Raw genomic sequence first — 18,378 nt, 5'->3', positions numbered from 1 at the left:
TGTTCGCCTTGTAAACCGGCTTCAGATCTTCAACAACGGCCTTTTTATCTTTCTCAGGTACATACCGCAGACTGGTGCGAATCTGATGCACAATACAGAGCTGGATTTGGGTTTGGGGAAAGACTGCGGCTATCGCCTCAGAAACCCCTTTAATCCATCAATGCAGGCCACAAGGATATCTTCAACACCAGAATTGAACAAGTTGTATTTGATAGCTTCCTCCAGGAAAGCGATTGGCTCACTGAACAAATGGCTGGGAATGACTGGTTGCCTGATAGAACCCCGCTTAGGATATGCAGTAAGTGCGCTCATGGCCAGTGGCGATTTCAGGAAAATTGAGACTAAAGTTCAGCGTATAATGGATAAAATAACTGACGAGACGGCTACAGCACTGGCTAAATCTGGCTTGTGGACAAAGAAGTTTATCCACTTCAATTCAGGCTGTTTCTTCTACCTGGAGTTAATGACGGGGTCACTTCCGGTGGATATATTTGAAAGGCTTGCTGTACTATCTGTTTATATTATCGACCCTTCAAGATATAACGCGCTTCCTGAATTTAGTAAGGGAATTCTGATAGGCATTGGAAGATATTCGGAAAAAAGTCCACTGACAAAAGACATAGATAAATTTAATAAATATGTGAAATACAAAATTACCGGTCTGGAAGGTTAAGTGTGCACGCTTCATCGTTCAGGTCAGATAATAAACCAAATATAATATAACCTTTAAATTTAATTGAAACGGACATGGAAAATTTAAGCAAACAGGATCAGGTACTGGAGGCATTCCTTCAGTTAAGGGCGGGTGAGAAGACCCACAAACAGCTAAAAGAGGCAGTTCAAAAGAAGGTGCTCGGATCAGATGATTTGACATTTATTTTGCAGATCAGCAACAGAACTCTTTATCGCTGGCGAAAATAAGGAATAATAAAATCTAAAAAAATCTCAGGAAAGTACTTTTATGTATGGGATGATCTGATCCCGATAGTAGAGGACAAATTTTTATATTTTTAATACACGCACCAATAATAATGAGTGGGGTCTGGTTGTCAAAACGCCAGGCCCTTTTTTCTTACCCATCTCATTCGTTCCATGCCATATAATTTCCATCCCCGTAAAATACTTCGCAAATAATACCCCGGACAAATTCCAGGCGTATAAAAATTTCGTATATGATGCAGGCTTAACCAGGATATAACCGATCATACATCGTATCGTTAATGTCCGTTTAAAGATTATATTTATACAACGCTATCATTTATCCTAACCAATGGAATTATTCAGTGACCCTTTCTTCAGAGTATTATTTGATACCGCAGTGCCCCGTGTTGTCCTACAGGCCGATATTCCCGATTTTACGATCATCGCTTATAACAGAGCCTATGAAATGGCTACACATAATAAAGACAGGGATATTACAGGGATGTCTCTTTGGGAGGCCTATAATCCAGAAAAGGCTGATGGTGAGGGGGCCAGGATCTTACCCGAAGCGCTGACACGCGCGGTCAACAACCAGGAAAGTATTTACCTGCCACCCTTCAAGTACAATATCCCTTCGGCCTTGCCGGGTGAGATAGAACTGAGCTGGTGGGAGGTAGAGATCACTTATGTAGCTGCTACGGAGACCCGGCCTGCATTTTTGCTTACCACTACTTATAATATTACTGAAAGAATTTTGAACAGGGAACGTATTGATGAAGGACTGAAGAGGGAGCAGCAGATGGACGAAGAGCTGAGATCTATCAATGAGGAATTGTCCGCTGCAAATGACGAGTTTTCTGCCGCCAATGATGAGCTCACCTCAACGGTTCATGAATTGAACATCTTGAATGAACAGATGGGGATGATGAACGAGCAGCTGATGCATTCGCAGCTCGAGCTGAAGTCGCTCTCTATAGAACTGGAAAAACGCGTGGAAAGGCGTACGTATTCACTGGCAGAAAGCGAGCAGCAGTTCAGGCAGCTGGCAGACTCCATCATCCAGATGATCTGGATCACGGATGAGCATGGAAACCCGGAATATTTTAACCAGCGCTGGTTAGACTTTGTGGGTGACCTGCTCGGAACAACAATTAAGGACTACTGGGAAGGGGTCTTCCATCCGGAGGATATGGAAAGGGTGAGGGAGATCTGGAGCCGTTGCCTGGAAACGGGTGATGACTATGAGTTAGAATACCGGCTGAAGAACTGTAGCGGCGAATATGTATGGGTACTGGGAAGGGCTTCGCCGTTTTTAAATACCGAGGGGAAGATTATCAAATGGTTTGGGACCTGTACGGATATCAATGAGCTGAAACAGCTGGAAGAGAAAAAGGATGATTTTATCAGTATTGCCAGCCACGAACTGAAAACGCCGGTCACGAGTTTGAAGGCATCGCTGCAGCTGCTGAATAAGCTGAAGGACAATGATTCTGCAAAACATGTGATTCCGCCGCTGATTGAACAGGCCTGCAGAAGTTCGGAAAGGGTAAGTATACTGATTGAAGACCTGCTGAATATGAGCAGGCTGAACAAAGATCAGCTGCATTTAAATAAGAGCAGGTTTTTACTGGCCAAACTGACTGAAGAATGCTGCAGCCATGTGCGCCTGGCAGGGATCTACTCGATCACCACATCGGGCGATGTGGAGCTGGAAGTAAATGCCGATGCCGCCCGTATAGACCAGGTGGTGGTAAACTTTGTAAACAATGCAGTGAAGTATGCAGCATCGTCTAAAGAAATCAGAGTGCTGATTGAAAAAATGGAGAATGTGGCGAAGGTGTCAGTCATTGACCAGGGGCCGGGAATCCCAGTGGAAAAGCTGCCGCATCTGTTTGAACGGTATTACCGGGCGGGCGGCGATGGAGTACAGTATTCCGGTTTGGGACTGGGACTGTACATCAGTGCGGAGATCATCAGGAAACACGGCGGACAAATAGGAGTGAACAGCGAACCCGGAAAAGGCAGCACGTTCTGGTTTACTTTACCACTTCAAAATTTTGTAGAGTAGTAAATAATTATTATTTCACAATCAAAATGTTACACAATATTGTAATCAAATTGTCATCAAGTTCTTAAATTGGGCATGCGGACTAATTTGTGGTTAGACAAAAAAATTAAATATGAATCGGATAGAAAATTATTTAAAAATATTTGAGAACGCCCCGGTTGCCGCTGCAATCCTGGAGGAAGATACGCTGAAGGTTGACCTGGCGAATGAAGCTATGCTCAAATTATGGGGCCGTGAGTCTGAGGTGATTGGGAAAAAGTTACTGGATTTTATGCCTGAACTGCACAGTCAGCCCTTTCCAGAACTCATCAGAAATGTTTTTAAAACCGGAAAGTATTACCATGATTCAGGAACTAAGGTAATGATCAACAGGGCGGGGCGACTGGAAACAATCTACATAGATTACAGCTATACGCTCATCCCGGGAGAAAAGGAAAATACAACGGCTTTACTCATCTTGGCAACTGACGTATCAGAACGGGAAGTGGCTAAATACGCATTGGAAGAGGCCGACCGGAATCTGCGCTCGCTGGTAATGTCTGCCCCGGTACCCATGTGCGTATTTAAGGGGGATGACCTGAAGGCGGAAATAGTAAATCACGCGATGTTAGAGCTCTGGTATGACAAAAGGAAACTTCGCATGGATGCGCTGAAACATGTTTTCCATAACGGAACCACCTATACAGAAAAAATAGAGGAAACACTCTATAGTTATACTCCACTCCGCGATGGCCTTGGCAAAACCTGTGGCGTAGTCCTTACCGGCAACAGAATGCTGAACTAGTTTTGGCTCCGGTTGTGCCTTTATTCGTAATGGTAATATCCAGGGCAAAACGCTTTTTTTTTTCAAGGTTATCCGGCTGTGCCATAAGGGTTGCGTGCTTAATTACAGTGTCTCGTGTTGGTAAAAGTATTCCCTTAACTTCTAATCCACCCTTATTTTTGATCGCGCTACCAACGGGCACGTTAAATTTTATGGGTGGAAGGTATGCAGACTGGGAATATGTTTATTAATAAGGACGCATATTAAGAATGATATTACAAAATATTTGATCTTCACAGTTTTGAGCGGCAGCATAACGTGTAATTGTTGATAATATTCAATGGATTTGTAAAAAAACAACGCGTGGAAATGATGGGACTACTATAAAGCTGGAGGAATTTATCCCGGTAAAAAATACCTGTTGTTAGGTGTTTTTACTGAGATTGGAAAAAGATGAGCAATGAAAAAAGAGGGTGATCATAATGATACACCCCCTTTTTCACGCTGAACTAAAATGCAGCCGCTGCCCCTGAAAAGGTTGTTCACCGGCGGCGGAACTGTTAAAACCACTAACCGCCGGCTATTGGAAAATAAACCCTGCTCTAGATGACTTTAGTAAGAACAAAATTCGCGGCATCAGCTCGTAAGGTCAGGTACAGCAGGCTTTGCATTATTTATTGATTATCTCACAGGCAAATGTAGGGGCCAAAGGTTGAATTCAAAATCCCCATTATTGGGGGAATATTGCTGGAGTTTAGATACCACAGGTTGCAGCTGAACCCGTCATGGGAAAGAAAGGGTATATATCAAATGAAGGATCTGTCATATGATAAGGTTAGTCGGGCGGTTCTGCTAAAAGGAAACAGCAAACTAAATCTTTTTTTATTTGTGTTTTATTAAAAATAAATTAGAAATTCGGAACTGTATATACTAGTTTTTTGTCATTTTTATGACTGATAACCATGCTGAAATCGCTCTCAAAACGAAAAAACACATGGCTGAATTATCTGGATAGGGTGAAGGGTAATTCGAGCGGACAGGAACTCCTGCAGCTCGGCTGTTTCAAGGAGTTTTTCAGGACTGACAGTTTTGCTAATTCGTTTTTCAGGCACTGCACACCTTTAATTTATTTACTGGATTACCGGAAGTGTGCCTACACCAGGATGTCAGGGAATTTCGCTGGCTACCACGCCGCGGCTTTTCTGGAAGGCGGCATCAGCCATATGCTGGATATTTACCATCCCGATCACCTGCGTTTATTCAATGAGGAGGTATTCCCGGAGCGGCTGGAGTTCCTGGATGGCGTCAAACCCCAGGAGCAGAACAGCTACCTGTTTACGTATAACTTATGCCTGCGGAACGCTGCCGGCAGGTATGAGAACTTCCTGCAGCGCAATTGTTTCGTCCCTGACGCACTGGGTAACCCGGTTTTCAGCATGGGAATGCTGACGCCCCTGAACGACCACCATACCGGCAAGAGGATCATCCAGAGCATCGATAAGATCTGCATCAACGGGCTGGTAGAACAGCGGCTGGTAGACAGGAAGGTGTATTATCTGAATGAGGAAGATAAACTGTTTTCCAAACGTGAAAAGGAAGTGCTGTTATGGATGGCGGACGGCTTTAGCAGCAAGATGATTGCGGAAAAGCTGAACATCAGCGAGCATACGGTAATCAACCACCGGCGGAGCATGCAGGAAAAAAGCAATAAACCCAATGCTACGGCACTGGTGAGCTTTGCGATCCGGAATGGGATCATCTGATATTAAAAACAGGTCTTTCTTTAAGCAGGATATTTATGTGGTTATGAAAAAATATGAAGTAAATTTCTATTTTTTAGGAATATACATATTTCTTGATTACTTTAGTTCCTGTTGTCAACCTAAGAAATTTGTTGTATTGCGTGCTCTTCTATCCATTGTCTATAAACATCTGAATTTTTTCGAAAAGTTACTTACTTCCATCTCTGCGGCCCTGCTGCTGCTTATTGCGATGTATTGCTGGATGAACATGCCCATGAATTTTATTGGTGAGGAAACCTTTGCAAAAGCATCGGTAAAACTAGCCAATCTTTTTTCACCAAAGGAAAACCTGCCCTATGACATGAATGATGTGATGTTCATCGATGTGTCGCGCAGCAGCGCCATAGTAGAAGATCAGTACGGTACGCACGTGATTGCCAACCGGGCCAGGCTGGATACGCTGTTCCGCATGCTCCACCGGAATATGAACCCAGAGCAGATCATCGTATGTGACCTGTATTTCGATATTTCCTCTGAACGGGACTGGTCGCTGCAGTCGTCGATGGCCGGGTTTCCAAACCTGCTGTCAACGGTGAAAACAAACTGGCATGGCGATATTACACGAAATGTACTGAAAGCCGGAACGAGCGCCACAACAGGCTTCCAGCGGATAAGGGAACCTTTCCTAATCTTTTCAAATTCCCTCTATAAATTTCATCTGACGGATGAAAAAAATATCAAAACGCTGCCGCTCCTGATGTATGAAAGGGTAAATACTACATCGGCCTTCTGCTGGGGGGATGCCCTTAAAATCGGTAATGACTGGTATTTCAATACCATTCCCATCACCGAAGAACTCGGCCGAACGGTACCCAAAGCAGTTTACGAAGACCAGGTGATCCCCATACAAAAGGTGATCAGCTCCGCAAAGAAAAACCTGAACGGCATGATGGACCAGCTGCATTACAAGAAGTTTATTGTGATAGGTAATTTTGAACAGGACGCCCATCAGACAACCTTTGGCGGGAAACCCGGCCCAATGATCATCTTTGATATCTATCTATTCCTTCAGCAAAAGGAAAATATGATCAGCACAGGCTGGTTATTGCTGACCATCTCCTTTCTCACCTTGCTGTTCTTCAGGAAGTTCTACCATCCTGACCTTTTTAAGACATATATTCAGCCACTGAATGACAGGATCAAATTTTATGGCCTTCAGCTTCCCTCTGAATTTGACTGGCTGTTTTTTTACCTGTATATCCTTTTTTCAGCAGTATTTTTTCATATCTACCTGGAGACCGTCGCGGCAATCCTGTTCCTGAGTATCTTCACCTGGACCCGCCTGTACCTGAAAAGCCGTTATCTGATTATGCAGAACTTTATTCAAAGTGGCAGGATTCTGAGTGCCAGGATACTGTTCTCGTTTCTGTTCAGGAAGCCGGGGCTGAAGAACTGATTGTTGCATCTTCTGTTAACAGAAAATTAACTCTGGCTTTAATTGGGTATATTCGTACACATTTAAAAATCAATAAGATGATAACAATAGGTTATGTTGAACCAGGTCATGAAGAGAACTTCAGTGGGTTTTATGACGAATATGTTTTGCTGCCTTTTGGAAAGCAGAGCTCGATCAGTTCACTGGATGACGCAAAGAGTTTTATTAAACTGGAGAACGCGAAGGATAAACCATTATGGCCGTTTAATTCAAGGACGATATATATTTTTGAGGATGAAGTAGTAATTGGGAATGTGAGGCCGAAGAAGGGGTAGGGGGCAGCCCTTGCAGGGTGGGGTTAATTCCTTTTTCGAGTGCTAAACTTTTCGCTTAGGCTTAGAAATCGACAGATAATAATTACCTTGGAGCCTGTTAATACTAAATTTATGTGTGCAAAAATCGAACATCACAGCGAGCAGATTACTTACGAAGGTCTTTTAAAAGGTAATAAGGATTGGGTAGCCGAAACATTAGCCGAAGACCCTACTTATTTTGACAGACTATCAGCAGGGCAGAAACCTCCGATATTGTGGATAGGCTGTTCGGACAGCCGGGTGCCTGCAAACCAGATCACCAATACGCTTCCGGGGGATATCTTTGTTCACCGTAACATTGCGAATGTGGTGGTACATACGGATATGAATATGCTGAGCGTGCTGGATTATGCAGTGAATGTACTGGAAGTTGAGCATGTGATCGTTGTTGGCCATTATGGTTGCGGCGGTGTGCAGGCAGCACTGGGAAATAAGCAGTTCGGGATCATCGATAACTGGCTGAGGAATATCAAGGATATTTACCGCATGTACGCGACAACGCTGGATGCGATAGAAGATGAGAAGGAACGTTTTGACAAGCTGGTCGAACTGAACGTGATAGAAGGGGTTTTCAACCTGACAAAAACTTCCATCGTGCAGAACCGCTGGGCAAACGGAAAGAAATTGAGCGTGAATGGCTGGGTATATAGTCTGGAAACAGGACTCATCAACGATTTGCAGGTAACAAGCACTTCAAATGACCATATTACATCAGTATTTAAGATGGATAAACTGTAGATAAAATACATTTGGGCAGGGCTGAAACAATTTCTGAGAGAAGCTGTTATCCAACAATATATAACTGATATGCCCGTTAAAGAATATCCTTTTTACATGAAAAGCACGGTAGTGCTTTTCGGCCTGATATTGCTGACTTATACTTTGAGTAATCTCAGGGATATTCTTACGCCACTGGCCTTTGCGCTGATTATCGCCATTCTGCTGAACCCGCTGGTGAACAGGTTTCAGAAAAGAAAAATGCCAAAAATGCTGGCTATCATATTGTCAATGTTTATCGCATTGGTGCTGATCGTGGCGGTGGTGTATTTTCTCTCTACCCAGATTGCCCAGTTTGGGGAGAGCTTCCCGATGCTGTCGCAGAAGTTCAACCAGCTGCTGGTGATGTTTCAGAACTGGCTGCAGAAGGATTTTGGCATCAGCATTCAGAAACAGGTGCAGCTGATCAATGAGGCGGTCAATAACAGCAAGGCCCTGGTAGGGCATACGCTCGGTACCGCCATAGGAATACTGGGCGTGGTATTCCTCATCCCTGTGTATGTGTTCCTCTATCTGTGGTACAAAACCAAGATGCTGAACTTTCTGTATGAAGTCTTTGCAGAGGAGAATTCTGAGAAGGTGGCCGACGTACTCAGCGAAACCAAACTTGCCATCCAGAGTTATATGGTGGGACTGCTGATCGAAGCTGGGATTGTAGCCGTGATGAACTCTACGGCACTGCTGCTTCTGGGGGTCAAATATGCCATCCTCTTTGGGGTGATCGGAGCCATCTTAAATATGATCCCTTATATAGGCGGAATTGTTGCAATCCTGCTGCCGGTGCTGATGGCTACAGTAACAAAAGATGGATATACTACACAGCTGGGGATAGTAGGCGCTTATGCCGTCATCCAGTTTATCGATAATAATTTCCTGGTACCAAATATTGTGTCTTCAAAGGTGCAGATCAACGCCCTGGTATCCATCCTGATCGTATTGCTGGGAAATGCCCTGTGGGGAGTTTCCGGCATGTTTCTTTCCATTCCTTTTGTGGCTATCCTGAAGATCATCTTTGACAGGATCAATGAGCTGAAGCCCTGGGGCAAATTATTGGGTGATGAGCCCTCTGAAGATGAGCGGCGCAAGCGCCCGTTCTGGAAGAAGAATAAGGACTCCGTAGCTGAAAAGATCATCTCGAAGGTCTGAAATCTTCCGGCTGTACGGCATTGTAAACGGTCTGCTAATTAAAATTTTAAAAACTGCTTCAGAAAAACAAACAAAGCGGGAATATTCATTGTTGTTGTTTTTTATTGAATCTTTTAAGTAGCGCACTGACCTTTTTAACTAGCAATCAGCTGGTTTACGTCTGATATCTTTTGTTTTTCTTAACCCATCGGAACGTCTTATTAATTGATAGTTTGCCCGCAGTTGACAGGAATTGGCCGGGGACAAATCCGTATTTTTACAGTGTTGGCATTTTCCTTGCAAACCCCTGGTGACTGAAATTTATTAATACGCCTCTTCCCCTTCAGTTTTATATAAATATGCTGCTCATATGATCTCAACGGTTAGAAAGATTCCCATATTACGTTATGCTTTAATTGTTTCTCTTATTGTTGTATTATTTATCAGTTCGTTTTACCTGTACCTGTATTATCGCAGGGCGGAAAGCGTACGGTATAATATACACCAGATGATCCTGGCAAGAGAGAGCGCAGCGATGATTGATAATTGTTTAATCAGTTTATACAGTGCTGATAACAATAGCAGACTATATGCTTTGACCTCTGATAATAAGTATTTTAACAGGTTCTCTGCCGAGATCAAATTCGTGAACCAGGTGATTGCCCAGCTAAACGTGAACGACCGCTCTGCTATCCCCGCAAGGAATTTTAAACACCTGATGATGGAAAAGACCGCCAAAACGGAAAACTACACCAGGCTCAGGTTTTTGTCGGACTCCCTGATGCGCTCTGCCGGCAGGATGAACGTAATCATAGAACACGCCGCGGCAATGCCGATGAAGGTGCCGGTGGTGAGCAAATACATCAGTGAGGTGAAGATTGATACGATCAAAACCGTACCCAAAGAGAATTTGCCCAAAAAGAAGTTTTTTGCACGTGTGTTTGAGGCCTTTTCGGCAAAGAAATCGGATGCGTCATTCAGGGAAGCCCTGGAAGAAAAGAAATCGCCAACGGTGGTGGAGAAAAAGATCGCTACAAAGGTGGTGAGGACCACCATTATCCCCAACGGGACAGTGGTTTCGAGAAAACATTTTGATCAAATCTACAGGACTGACGGCCAGTTGAGGGCATCGGAACAGGAGATTATCAGGATCAATGCCGGACTGATAGAACAGATCATCACGAGCCTCAAAAAATATAAACTTGCAGAACAGCATTATATTACAAACGGAAAGAACGACCTGAATGATAGCCTTCAGGATATCGTCTTTAAATTTAAAAGGTTATCCTGGGTGATATTTCTCTTTCTGACATCGCTGGTGATCATTATTTTATATAATATCTGGAAAATCTTCAGGAACGAGGAGGATATCATCAGCTACAGTTTGAATGCCGAAGAATATGCCAGGTCAAAGAGTGCTTTCCTGGCCAGTATGAGCCATGAGATCCGCACACCTCTCAATTCGGTGATCGGATTTTCGGAACAGCTGAGCCAGAGCAGGCTGGACGACGTGCAGAAAGAACAGCTGGGTGCAATCAGCAGCTCCTCAAAGCTGTTGCTGGAGGTGGTGAATGAGATCCTTGATTTTTCGAAGTTTGAAACCGGAAAGATGAGTTTTGAACATGCGCCTTTTCATCCCCATGCTACCCTGGAAGAAGTTTTTATGGGCCTGAGCATCCAGGCAGACCACAAGGGGATAGGGATGGAGAAGGAATTTGACCTGAGACAAGATGTGTGCCTGAAAGGGGATGTGTTCAGGCTCAAGCAGGTAATCATTAACCTGGTGAGCAATGCCATTAAGTTTACTACAATAGGTAAAGTGGTGCTGAAGGCCTTTGTTACGGAAGGGGAGAAGGGCTTCAGGATCTTGCATGTTGTAGTTCAGGATACCGGGGTAGGCATCAGCAGGGAGAACCTCCCGCTGATCTTCGGGGAATTTGCACAGGTGGTTTCCGCACAGGAAAAGGCATCGCAGAAGGGTACCGGCCTGGGGCTGGCGATATCCAAAAAGATAGTGGAGATGCAGGGCGGAAAGATCATGGCGGCAAGTGAACCCGGTAAAGGGTCCGTGTTTGAATTCCACCTGCCTTTCCAGGTGGTTGAGGCAACGGACTGCCTGGTAAAGGAAGCTACGGATGACCCTGTAAGACACGCTTCATTGAATGGAAAATACGTTTTAGTCGCGGAAGACAACAAGCTGAATATACTGCTGCTTACTACCATCCTGAGGAAATGGGGCGTTGCCTGCGATATCGCAGAAAACGGCAGGGAAGCTTTTTTGCTTTTTGAAGCCAATCGCTACGATATTATACTTACCGATATTGAAATGCCCGAAATGGGCGGGGTAGAATTTTCCGGACTTGTCCGCGGGTACCCTGAAAGCAGTAAGGCCTCGGTTCCGATACTGGCCTTGACAGCCAATGTGTTAAAGGAGGACCGTGATAAATACCTGCATGGAGGAATTAACGGCGTGGTGCTGAAACCATTCTCCGAGCAAAACCTGCTGGACCGTATTGCTGATGCACTGGAAAACTCCCTGCTTATGGATGAGCCGGTGTAGGATGACGGAAGGCCACATAAAATACAGATCCAGCGCCTAAGTTACTCTCCACCCAGATCCTGCCCTGGTGTTTACTGATGATCCTTTTGACAATGGCCAGGCCCACACCGGACCCTTCAATGTCTTTGGCGTTATCTAGCCTGTTGAATAATTCGAACAGCTTGGGATGATCTTCAGCGACGATGCCTAAGCCATTGTCCCGCACACTGTAACAGGTCTCTTCTGCGTTGACTTCACCTTCAATATGGATAATTGACGGGCGGGATTGCTGGCTGTATTTGACGGCATTGCTGATCAGGTTGGAAAACACCTGCAGGATCATCGTCCTGTCGCCATGCAGGTTTGGCATTTCTCCTGTACTGATATGCAGGTCGGGTGATGCATACAACAATTTCAGGTCGGCAATAATGTCTTTGACCATCACTGCTATATCTACGCTTTTATACACAATATCAAGCCTACCTACGCGTGAGTAGTTCAGCACTTCACTGATCATCACGTTCATTTTATCGGCCCTGTCACTAATGCGCTTTAAAAAGTCTTTTCCCTGCTGACCCAGGCTCTTGTCCCTTTCCAATAGCTGCGCGTAACTTTTAATTACGGCCAGTGGATTTTTAAGATCATGGGAAATGGTATAACTGAAGGCGTCAAGTTCTTCATAGGCAAGGGTTAACTTTTCATTTAATAACCTTAGCGCACTTGCCTTGGCATTGATGATATAGATGATCTCCTCCTTTAAATTCATGGCGGATTTGATTTCTTCAGTGGTCCAGTCTGCGGAGGTTCCTGTGACGGTTTGTTTCCATACTTCAAAGGAATTCCGCGGGGAAATCTGTTTCATTCCATCCTCTTGTGGTTCAAAGGATTTATTGGGGTTGCCGGCCCAGTTGACAGTTTGAATGATCTCGGGCTTGAACCAGATGATGTATTCTTTGATCTCTTTTGACAGCACACAGACCATCATTCCGCTGGCAATGTCCTTGTAGAACCATGCCGGCGGGTAAACCGCAGAGATACTGACGTTATGATAAAGAGAGCGGGCAATGTTCTTCTGTACCCATAAGATCAGGCCGGACAGCTGCACATCATTGGGTGTAACGCCAAGGCGGGTAATCTTGTTGTTGTACACCAGTATGGCACCGCTTGCTTTCACTATATCTAAAATCGTACTGCTGTTCGATGTCAGCGCTGCTTCGATATTGTCGTTTTCTTTTAAATGACTGAAAAGCTGTTTGGAATGGTAGATGAATTCTTCCTGTTCCTGTTGAATCTTATCGTTCTGCCGGTATTCCAGCGCCGAGGATAAGATCTGCCCGATCAGCCTTGCAGACTGCCTGGATTTGTAATCGATAAACTTGGGACTGGAATGGTGACAGGCAATGAGTCCCCATAGTTCATTTTGATAGATCAGTGAGATACTGAAACTGGAGCTTACCCCCATATTTTTCAGGTACTGGATGTGGATAGGAGACACGGCCCTCAGCTGGGAGTTCGTTAAGTTCAGTGGTTCAGGATCCGTACCGGAACTCAGGATCCTGGAAGGGGTTGTGTTTACATCAGCAATGAGCCTGGTCAATTTTAATTTATAGAGCTCCCTGGCCTGTTTGGGAATATCAGATGCAGGATAATGTAGTCCAAGCCATGCAGGCAGGTCATCTTTTCTGGCTTCGGACACTACTTCACCATGGCCATCTTCAGCAAAGCGATAAACCATCACACGGTCATACCCCGTGATGCCCCTTATCTGGGTAGCCGTATCATCCAGCAGGTCCTGTAGTACCCTTTTACCAAGTATTTCGAAAAGCGTATGGCCGATCACTTTTTCAATATCCATAGGCGCAGTAGCTGCCACGGGCTCAAATTCAAGCAGATGATAACCGCCACTCAGGCCAATGATCAAATGATATGGTACGCCGGCAAGGTTAAATGCAAAGGGGTTAAACTGGTCGAACTTTTTTGCGTCTTTAGCTAAATTGAGCTGATCAGCAATGAAATTGGGCTTCAGACTGTAGCCAATTTCAGATTCCAGGAAATGTAACGGTTTCTGTATCAGCTCAGCAGCACTGACCGACAGGAACTGTTCGATGTTGTCACTGCAGAATTGAATCTGCTGTTCTGCATCAACAACTACTAAAAAACCGTGGGATTGAATCTGGCCGGGTATGTGAATAGGTTCGGTATCGCAGTTACTGAGGTTGACCTGATCATCTGCCATGTTAGAGATTTATTTTTTCAAATATGATTAATTAAACCGGTGACTACACTATTTAATTATATGTTTTAACTGTGATTTAATGTTTATTAACATATATATAGGTGTTTTTTTTTGCATAAAGACGATTGTATTTCGGGCAAATTTATTAATCATTCCTCATAATTATAAAAAGATATTTTTTGATAAAAACCTTTTAGGTCTTTCGAAGCTTTAATAGAAAAATTCATTCGTCATGAGCTTATCTAAATATGTTGCCAAGCGTGATTTCACAAAAACCGCGGAACCTAAAGCGGGGAAAACCAAACAGACAGGAAGTTTAACCTTTGTGATTCAGAAGCATGATGCTTCGCGCCTTCACTATGACTTCAGGCTGGAAATGGATGGTGTGCTCAAAAGCTGGGCAGTGCCGAAAGGCCCTTCTACGGACCCGAAAACGAAAAGACTGGCAATGATGGTTGAAGACCATCCTTATGACTACCGGAATTTTGAAGGACTGATCCCAAAAGGCGAATACGGAGGCGGAACGGTGATTGTTTGGGATGAAGGCACCTATGAGCCGATAGAACCGATCAAAGGGAAGAAAGCACAGGAAAAACACCTGCTGAAGCAGCTGAAAACAGGTTCGCTCAAAATAAAACTGTATGGGGAAAAACTGGAGGGAGAATTTGCGCTGGTAAAAACGCAGGGCATGGGCGACAATGCCTGGCTGATGATCAAACACAATGACGAGTACGCTTCGACAAAGGACGTGACGAAACAGGATGAATCGGTACTGTCAGGAAAAACGATTGAAGACGTTGGAAAAGGAAGTGACAAGGTTTGGAAAAACGGGCACGAAGAAAGTGTAAAACAACCCGAATCCAATATACCGATAGGGATGAAACCTATGCTTGCGACACTCGTAAATGAACCTTTTGATGATCCGGACTGGGTATATGAGGTAAAATGGGATGGCTACCGTGCACTGGGTTTTGTGAAAAAGGGAGATGTTGAATTATTGTCGCGCAATAACAAAAGCTTCAACGAAAAGTTCTATCCCATCTATCAGCTGCTGAAGGAGTGGAAGATCAGTGCAGTAGTTGACGGAGAGATCCTGGTACTGAACGAAAAGGGGATCTCTAATTTCGGGCATCTGCAGAACTGGCGGAGCGAAGCAGATGGGGATCTGGTATATTATGTGTTTGACCTGCTCTGGTATGAAGGAAAAGATCTGATGGATTTACCTCTGAACGAACGTCAGGCCCTCCTGAAGGAGGTACTGCCTGTGGATGATGACCGTATACGCCTGAGTAAGGTATTCAACGCCAGCGGGATTGATTTTTTTAATGCAGCACAAAAGATGGGCCTGGAGGGGATCATCGCCAAGAAATCAGACAGCGTATACGTGGCGGATTACCGTTCTAAGGAATGGCTGAAGATAAAGGTGCACAAGCGGCAGGAGGTAGTGATTGCCGGTTACACCAAAAATGAGGATACTTCCAAGCAGTTCAGCTCCCTCTTGCTTGGTGTATATGAGGACGGTGCTTTACAATATGCAGGGAAAGTAGGGACAGGATTTTCAGACAAGGTACAAAAAGAAATGATTGCACAGTTTAAGCCTCTGGTGACCAGTGAAAGTCCTTTTAAAACGCTTCCTGATGTGAATAAACCCTCCCGGTTCCGCCCCAGTCCACCAAAGGCGAAGGCTACATGGCTAAAGCCGGAACTGGTATGTGAGGTGGCATTCTCAGAAGTGACCAGTGACGGGGTGTTCAGGCATCCTTCCTTTCAGGCAATGCGGGTGGATAAAAATGCAAAGGAGGTGGTACGTGAAGTTGCTGTACCTACCGAAGCCGCAATAGAGGAAGTAGAATCAGGGCTGGAAGATGCTGCTCATGATCAGTCTGATGAGAACGTTCAGCAGGAGCATAAAGGTCAGCGCAACCAGAAAGTTCATCCTGATGAGATGGTGTGTCCTGCGAAAGATAAGGGCAGGAAAACCCTGCTCAACCCGAAAGACGAAACCCAGGTAAGGAAACTGAAAGGGCACGAGCTTAAATTTACACATCTGAGTAAAATATACTGGCCTGAAGATAAAGTCACTAAACGGGATATGTTCAACTACTATTACCAGGCAGCGGAGTATATTATGCCCTATCTGAAAGACAGGCCGATGTCACTCAACCGTTTCCCGAATGGTATTCACGGCCCTAGTTTTTACCAGAAAGATGTGAAAGGCAAGGCGCCCGACTGGGTGAAAACCTTTCCTTATACCAATGGTGAAGGGGAAAAAAAAGAATACCTGGTGGGTACCGATGAAGCAAGCCTCTTATGGATGGCCTCCCTGGGCTGTATTGAGATGAACCCCTGGTTCAGCCGGGTGCAATCAGAGGATAATCCTGATTACTGCGTGATTGACCTGGATCCGGATAAGAATACGTTCGACCAGGTGATTGAGGCGGCATTGGAGGTGAAAAAGGTACTTGACGCACTGGATGTTCCTTCGTTCTGCAAAACTTCGGGCTCTACCGGGATGCATATATATATCCCGATGGCGGCTAAATATACTTACGATCAGTCGCAGTTGTTTGCAAGGCTCATCGTCAATCTGGTGCATGAGCAGCTGCCTGATTTCACTACGCTGGAACGGTCCATCTCGCAGCGTCATGGTAAGATGTACCTCGATTTTCTGCAGAACCGTCCCGGAGCTACTATTGCAGGCCCATATTCTTTACGGCCGAAACCAGGCGCTACGATATCTATGCCGCTGCACTGGGATGAAGTAAAACCAGGGTTAACGATGAAACATTTTACGATTTTTAATGCGATAGACAGGTTAAAGGCGGAGGGAGATTTGTTTAAAGGCGTTTTGGGGAAGGGGATAGACCTGGAGAAAACAATTAAAAAGTCTAAAAGTATTTTTAACTGAGCGCCCGCAATAGGTTAGCCGTCAGTAATATGGAATAAGAACTGAGAGCAGAACGGCCTGTAAATAAAAAGTCTGATCAGCATTACAGATCCGGAGATCTTCATATTGATCAGACTTTTGTAAAAGACATCTGATTAAATAGGCTCATCATATATCCTTCTTTCAGCGATAAAGTCGTCCTTAATCCGTTTAGCCTCATCTACCCACTTCGGTGCATTGTCCTTCAGATCATCAACGATTGATTTTCCACTGCTATCCTTTTTGGTTACGTACTTAATTACACCGTAAACTGCGGCGCCAATTATTGCTGTTTTTATTAATCCCATAATACTGTACTTTTTTGGTTTTAATAGATAACACGGCATTGCGTAAAATGTTCGGTCAATTGTTTCAACTTTTTTACCGGATATAAAAATCAGCCTGCGGGGTTTGGAGCGCTGCATGGCAAAATATCTGTTTTTGGGTGCCCGCCCGAGAGACTAAATCGTATGAAATAACAAAATCAGCCCGTGTAATAGCGAAATATCCTTATTGTGAAAGTCGGTAATTTTTTGCAACTTGCTGACAGATAAATCTTTGTCATATGGCATAAATGTTGCTTAAAGTGTTTTAATCATGATTCACGCGAAACGCTTAAAAACACTCATGATCACTCATAACTAACAAGAACAATTTTTACCAAATATACCAACATATGAATTGTCTTATTATTGACGACAACCCGATTGCCAGAGCCACCCTGAATCAGCTGGCCGGGCAGGTGATCAATATCAATATTAGCGCCGAATGCTCCAGTGCAATGGAAGCATATAACTATATGCAGGAACACACGGTTGATCTGCTTTTCCTGGATATAGAAATGCCCGGAATGAACGGGATTGAACTCATCAGGAATTTAGGCAATTACCGGCCGGTGATCATCTTCACAACTTCTAAAAAGGATTATGCCGTGGAAGCCTTCGAATTAAATGTTGCAGATTACCTGGTGAAGCCATTGATGCCCGCAAGGTTTATTCAGGCGGTGAAAAAAGCGCAGGAAATTGTTGACAGCCAGAAACTGGAAGTGAAATGGACCAGTGATGAGTTTATTTTTGTGAGGGACACGAATGTGGTACGCCGCCTGAAACTGGATGATATTCTTTTTGCCGAAGCCATGGGCGATTATGTAAAGTTCTATACCAAGGAAAAGCTGTATGCCATCCACACCAAACTTAAAACCGTAGAAGAGCGCCTGCCATCCCGTAATTTCCTGCGCATCCACCGTTCATATATCGTTGCCATCAATAAGATCGATGCCTTCCAGGACGGAGCCCTGCGGATAGGAAGTAAGTTCCTACCGGTTACTGATACCTACAGGAAGATCTTAAATGAACGATTGAATGTACTTTAATAACGATTGTTTCTCCCCGTTCAGCTACTCATTCGCAACTCCCGACGAATAGTATGGCCTTTGCTTTATTTTATCACTTACTTAGCTGCCGATCATATGA

General features: G+C 44.4%; 14 protein-coding genes and 1 pseudogene. 12 read left to right on the top strand and 3 right to left on the bottom strand.

Annotated elements, in window-relative coordinates; all coding sequences use genetic code 11:
* Positions 1 to 204, bottom strand: a pseudogene (locus BLW16_RS20490) (transposase); the annotation flags it as partial.
* A 154-nt stretch (positions 205 to 358) separates the two neighbouring features.
* On the opposite strand from BLW16_RS20490, the gene BLW16_RS23785 reads away from it, so the two are divergent.
* The 10 genes from BLW16_RS23785 (at position 359) to BLW16_RS20440 (ending at position 11,765) form a co-directional block, all read left to right on the top strand.
* Positions 359 to 673 carry a hypothetical protein gene (locus BLW16_RS23785; protein ID WP_175470662.1) on the top strand — a complete coding sequence of 105 codons (315 nt, stop codon included), beginning with the start codon at positions 359 to 361 and terminating at the stop codon, positions 671 to 673.
* A gap of 74 nt (positions 674 to 747) precedes the next feature.
* Entirely contained in the window at positions 748 to 921 is a 174-nt protein-coding gene (locus tag BLW16_RS23355; RefSeq protein WP_175470661.1) for a hypothetical protein, read from the top strand.
* 349 nt (positions 922 to 1,270) lie between these two features.
* Complete coding sequence (locus BLW16_RS20475) at positions 1,271 to 2,989, top strand: sensor histidine kinase (protein ID WP_090559743.1); 1,719 nt, start codon at positions 1,271 to 1,273, stop codon at positions 2,987 to 2,989.
* 112 nt (positions 2,990 to 3,101) lie between these two features.
* Positions 3,102 to 3,773, top strand: coding sequence for a PAS domain-containing protein (locus BLW16_RS20470; RefSeq protein ID WP_090559742.1), 672 nt, complete (start codon positions 3,102 to 3,104; stop codon positions 3,771 to 3,773).
* Between the two features lie 941 nt (positions 3,774 to 4,714).
* Complete coding sequence (locus BLW16_RS20465; protein ID WP_090559741.1) at positions 4,715 to 5,515, top strand: response regulator transcription factor; 801 nt, start codon at positions 4,715 to 4,717, stop codon at positions 5,513 to 5,515.
* A 136-nt stretch (positions 5,516 to 5,651) separates the two neighbouring features.
* Positions 5,652 to 6,950, top strand: a complete 1,299-nt coding sequence (locus BLW16_RS20460) for a hypothetical protein (protein ID WP_139298373.1) — start codon at positions 5,652 to 5,654, stop codon at positions 6,948 to 6,950.
* Between the two features lie 77 nt (positions 6,951 to 7,027).
* On the top strand, positions 7,028 to 7,264 hold the full coding sequence (locus tag BLW16_RS20455; RefSeq protein WP_090559739.1) for a hypothetical protein: 237 nt from the start codon (positions 7,028 to 7,030) through the stop codon (positions 7,262 to 7,264).
* Between the two features lie 111 nt (positions 7,265 to 7,375).
* Complete coding sequence (can, locus tag BLW16_RS20450) at positions 7,376 to 8,041, top strand: carbonate dehydratase (RefSeq protein ID WP_090559738.1); 666 nt, start codon at positions 7,376 to 7,378, stop codon at positions 8,039 to 8,041.
* A 69-nt stretch (positions 8,042 to 8,110) separates the two neighbouring features.
* Positions 8,111 to 9,226, top strand: a complete 1,116-nt coding sequence (locus tag BLW16_RS20445; protein WP_090559737.1) for an AI-2E family transporter — start codon at positions 8,111 to 8,113, stop codon at positions 9,224 to 9,226.
* Positions 9,227 to 9,575: 349 nt separating this feature from the next.
* Positions 9,576 to 11,765, top strand: a complete 2,190-nt coding sequence (locus BLW16_RS20440; protein WP_090559736.1) for an ATP-binding protein — start codon at positions 9,576 to 9,578, stop codon at positions 11,763 to 11,765.
* Here the strand turns inward: BLW16_RS20440 and BLW16_RS20435 are convergent.
* Positions 11,746 to 13,980, bottom strand: a complete 2,235-nt coding sequence (locus BLW16_RS20435; protein WP_090559735.1) for an ATP-binding protein — start codon at positions 13,978 to 13,980, stop codon at positions 11,746 to 11,748. The two genes, BLW16_RS20440 and BLW16_RS20435, sit on opposite strands and share 20 nt — an antisense overlap.
* Positions 13,981 to 14,212: 232 nt before the next feature.
* Between BLW16_RS20435 and ligD the strand changes: the two genes are divergently transcribed.
* A complete protein-coding gene (gene ligD, locus BLW16_RS20430) occupies positions 14,213 to 16,888 on the top strand; it encodes a DNA ligase D (protein WP_090559734.1) in 2,676 nt (891 codons plus the stop codon).
* Between the two features lie 134 nt (positions 16,889 to 17,022).
* Here ligD and BLW16_RS23780 read toward each other — a convergent pair whose 3' ends face one another.
* The gene (locus tag BLW16_RS23780) at positions 17,023 to 17,331 is read right to left on the bottom strand and encodes a hypothetical protein (protein WP_245735404.1); all 309 of its coding nucleotides are present in this window, start codon (positions 17,329 to 17,331) and stop codon (positions 17,023 to 17,025) included.
* Positions 17,332 to 17,582: 251 nt separating this feature from the next.
* Here BLW16_RS23780 and BLW16_RS20420 point away from each other — a divergent pair, with 251 nt between their 5' ends.
* A complete protein-coding gene (locus BLW16_RS20420) occupies positions 17,583 to 18,278 on the top strand; it encodes a LytR/AlgR family response regulator transcription factor (protein WP_090559733.1) in 696 nt (231 codons plus the stop codon).
* Positions 18,279 to 18,378: the final 100 nt, after the last annotated feature.

Source organism: Pedobacter hartonius, from assembly GCF_900107535.1.
GTDB classification, from domain to species: Bacteria; Bacteroidota; Bacteroidia; order Sphingobacteriales; family Sphingobacteriaceae; genus Pedobacter; species Pedobacter hartonius.
Note: the sequence above shows the minus strand (reverse complement) of the source record. Positions and strands in the feature narration are given on the sequence as shown.

Bases quoted from the DNA above. Each gene is read 5' to 3' on its own strand.
- BLW16_RS23355 (WP_175470661.1), top strand. From the start codon at position 748: ATGGAAAATTTAAGCAAACAGGATCAGGTACTGGAGGCATTCCTTCAG.
- ligD (WP_090559734.1), top strand. From the start codon at position 14,213: ATGAGCTTATCTAAATATGTTGCCAAGCGTGATTTCACAAAAACCGCG.
- BLW16_RS23785 (WP_175470662.1), top strand. From the start codon at position 359: ATGGATAAAATAACTGACGAGACGGCTACAGCACTGGCTAAATCTGGC.
- BLW16_RS20465 (WP_090559741.1), top strand. From the start codon at position 4,715: ATGCTGAAATCGCTCTCAAAACGAAAAAACACATGGCTGAATTATCTG.
- can (WP_090559738.1), top strand. From the start codon at position 7,376: ATGTGTGCAAAAATCGAACATCACAGCGAGCAGATTACTTACGAAGGT.
- BLW16_RS20440 (WP_090559736.1), top strand. From the start codon at position 9,576: ATGATCTCAACGGTTAGAAAGATTCCCATATTACGTTATGCTTTAATT.
- BLW16_RS20420 (WP_090559733.1), top strand. From the start codon at position 17,583: ATGAATTGTCTTATTATTGACGACAACCCGATTGCCAGAGCCACCCTG.
- BLW16_RS23780 (WP_245735404.1), bottom strand. From the start codon at position 17,331: ATGCAGCGCTCCAAACCCCGCAGGCTGATTTTTATATCCGGTAAAAAA.
- BLW16_RS20475 (WP_090559743.1), top strand. From the start codon at position 1,271: ATGGAATTATTCAGTGACCCTTTCTTCAGAGTATTATTTGATACCGCA.
- BLW16_RS20445 (WP_090559737.1), top strand. From the start codon at position 8,111: ATGCCCGTTAAAGAATATCCTTTTTACATGAAAAGCACGGTAGTGCTT.
- BLW16_RS20435 (WP_090559735.1), bottom strand. From the start codon at position 13,980: ATGGCAGATGATCAGGTCAACCTCAGTAACTGCGATACCGAACCTATT.
- BLW16_RS20455 (WP_090559739.1), top strand. From the start codon at position 7,028: ATGATAACAATAGGTTATGTTGAACCAGGTCATGAAGAGAACTTCAGT.
- BLW16_RS20470 (WP_090559742.1), top strand. From the start codon at position 3,102: ATGAATCGGATAGAAAATTATTTAAAAATATTTGAGAACGCCCCGGTT.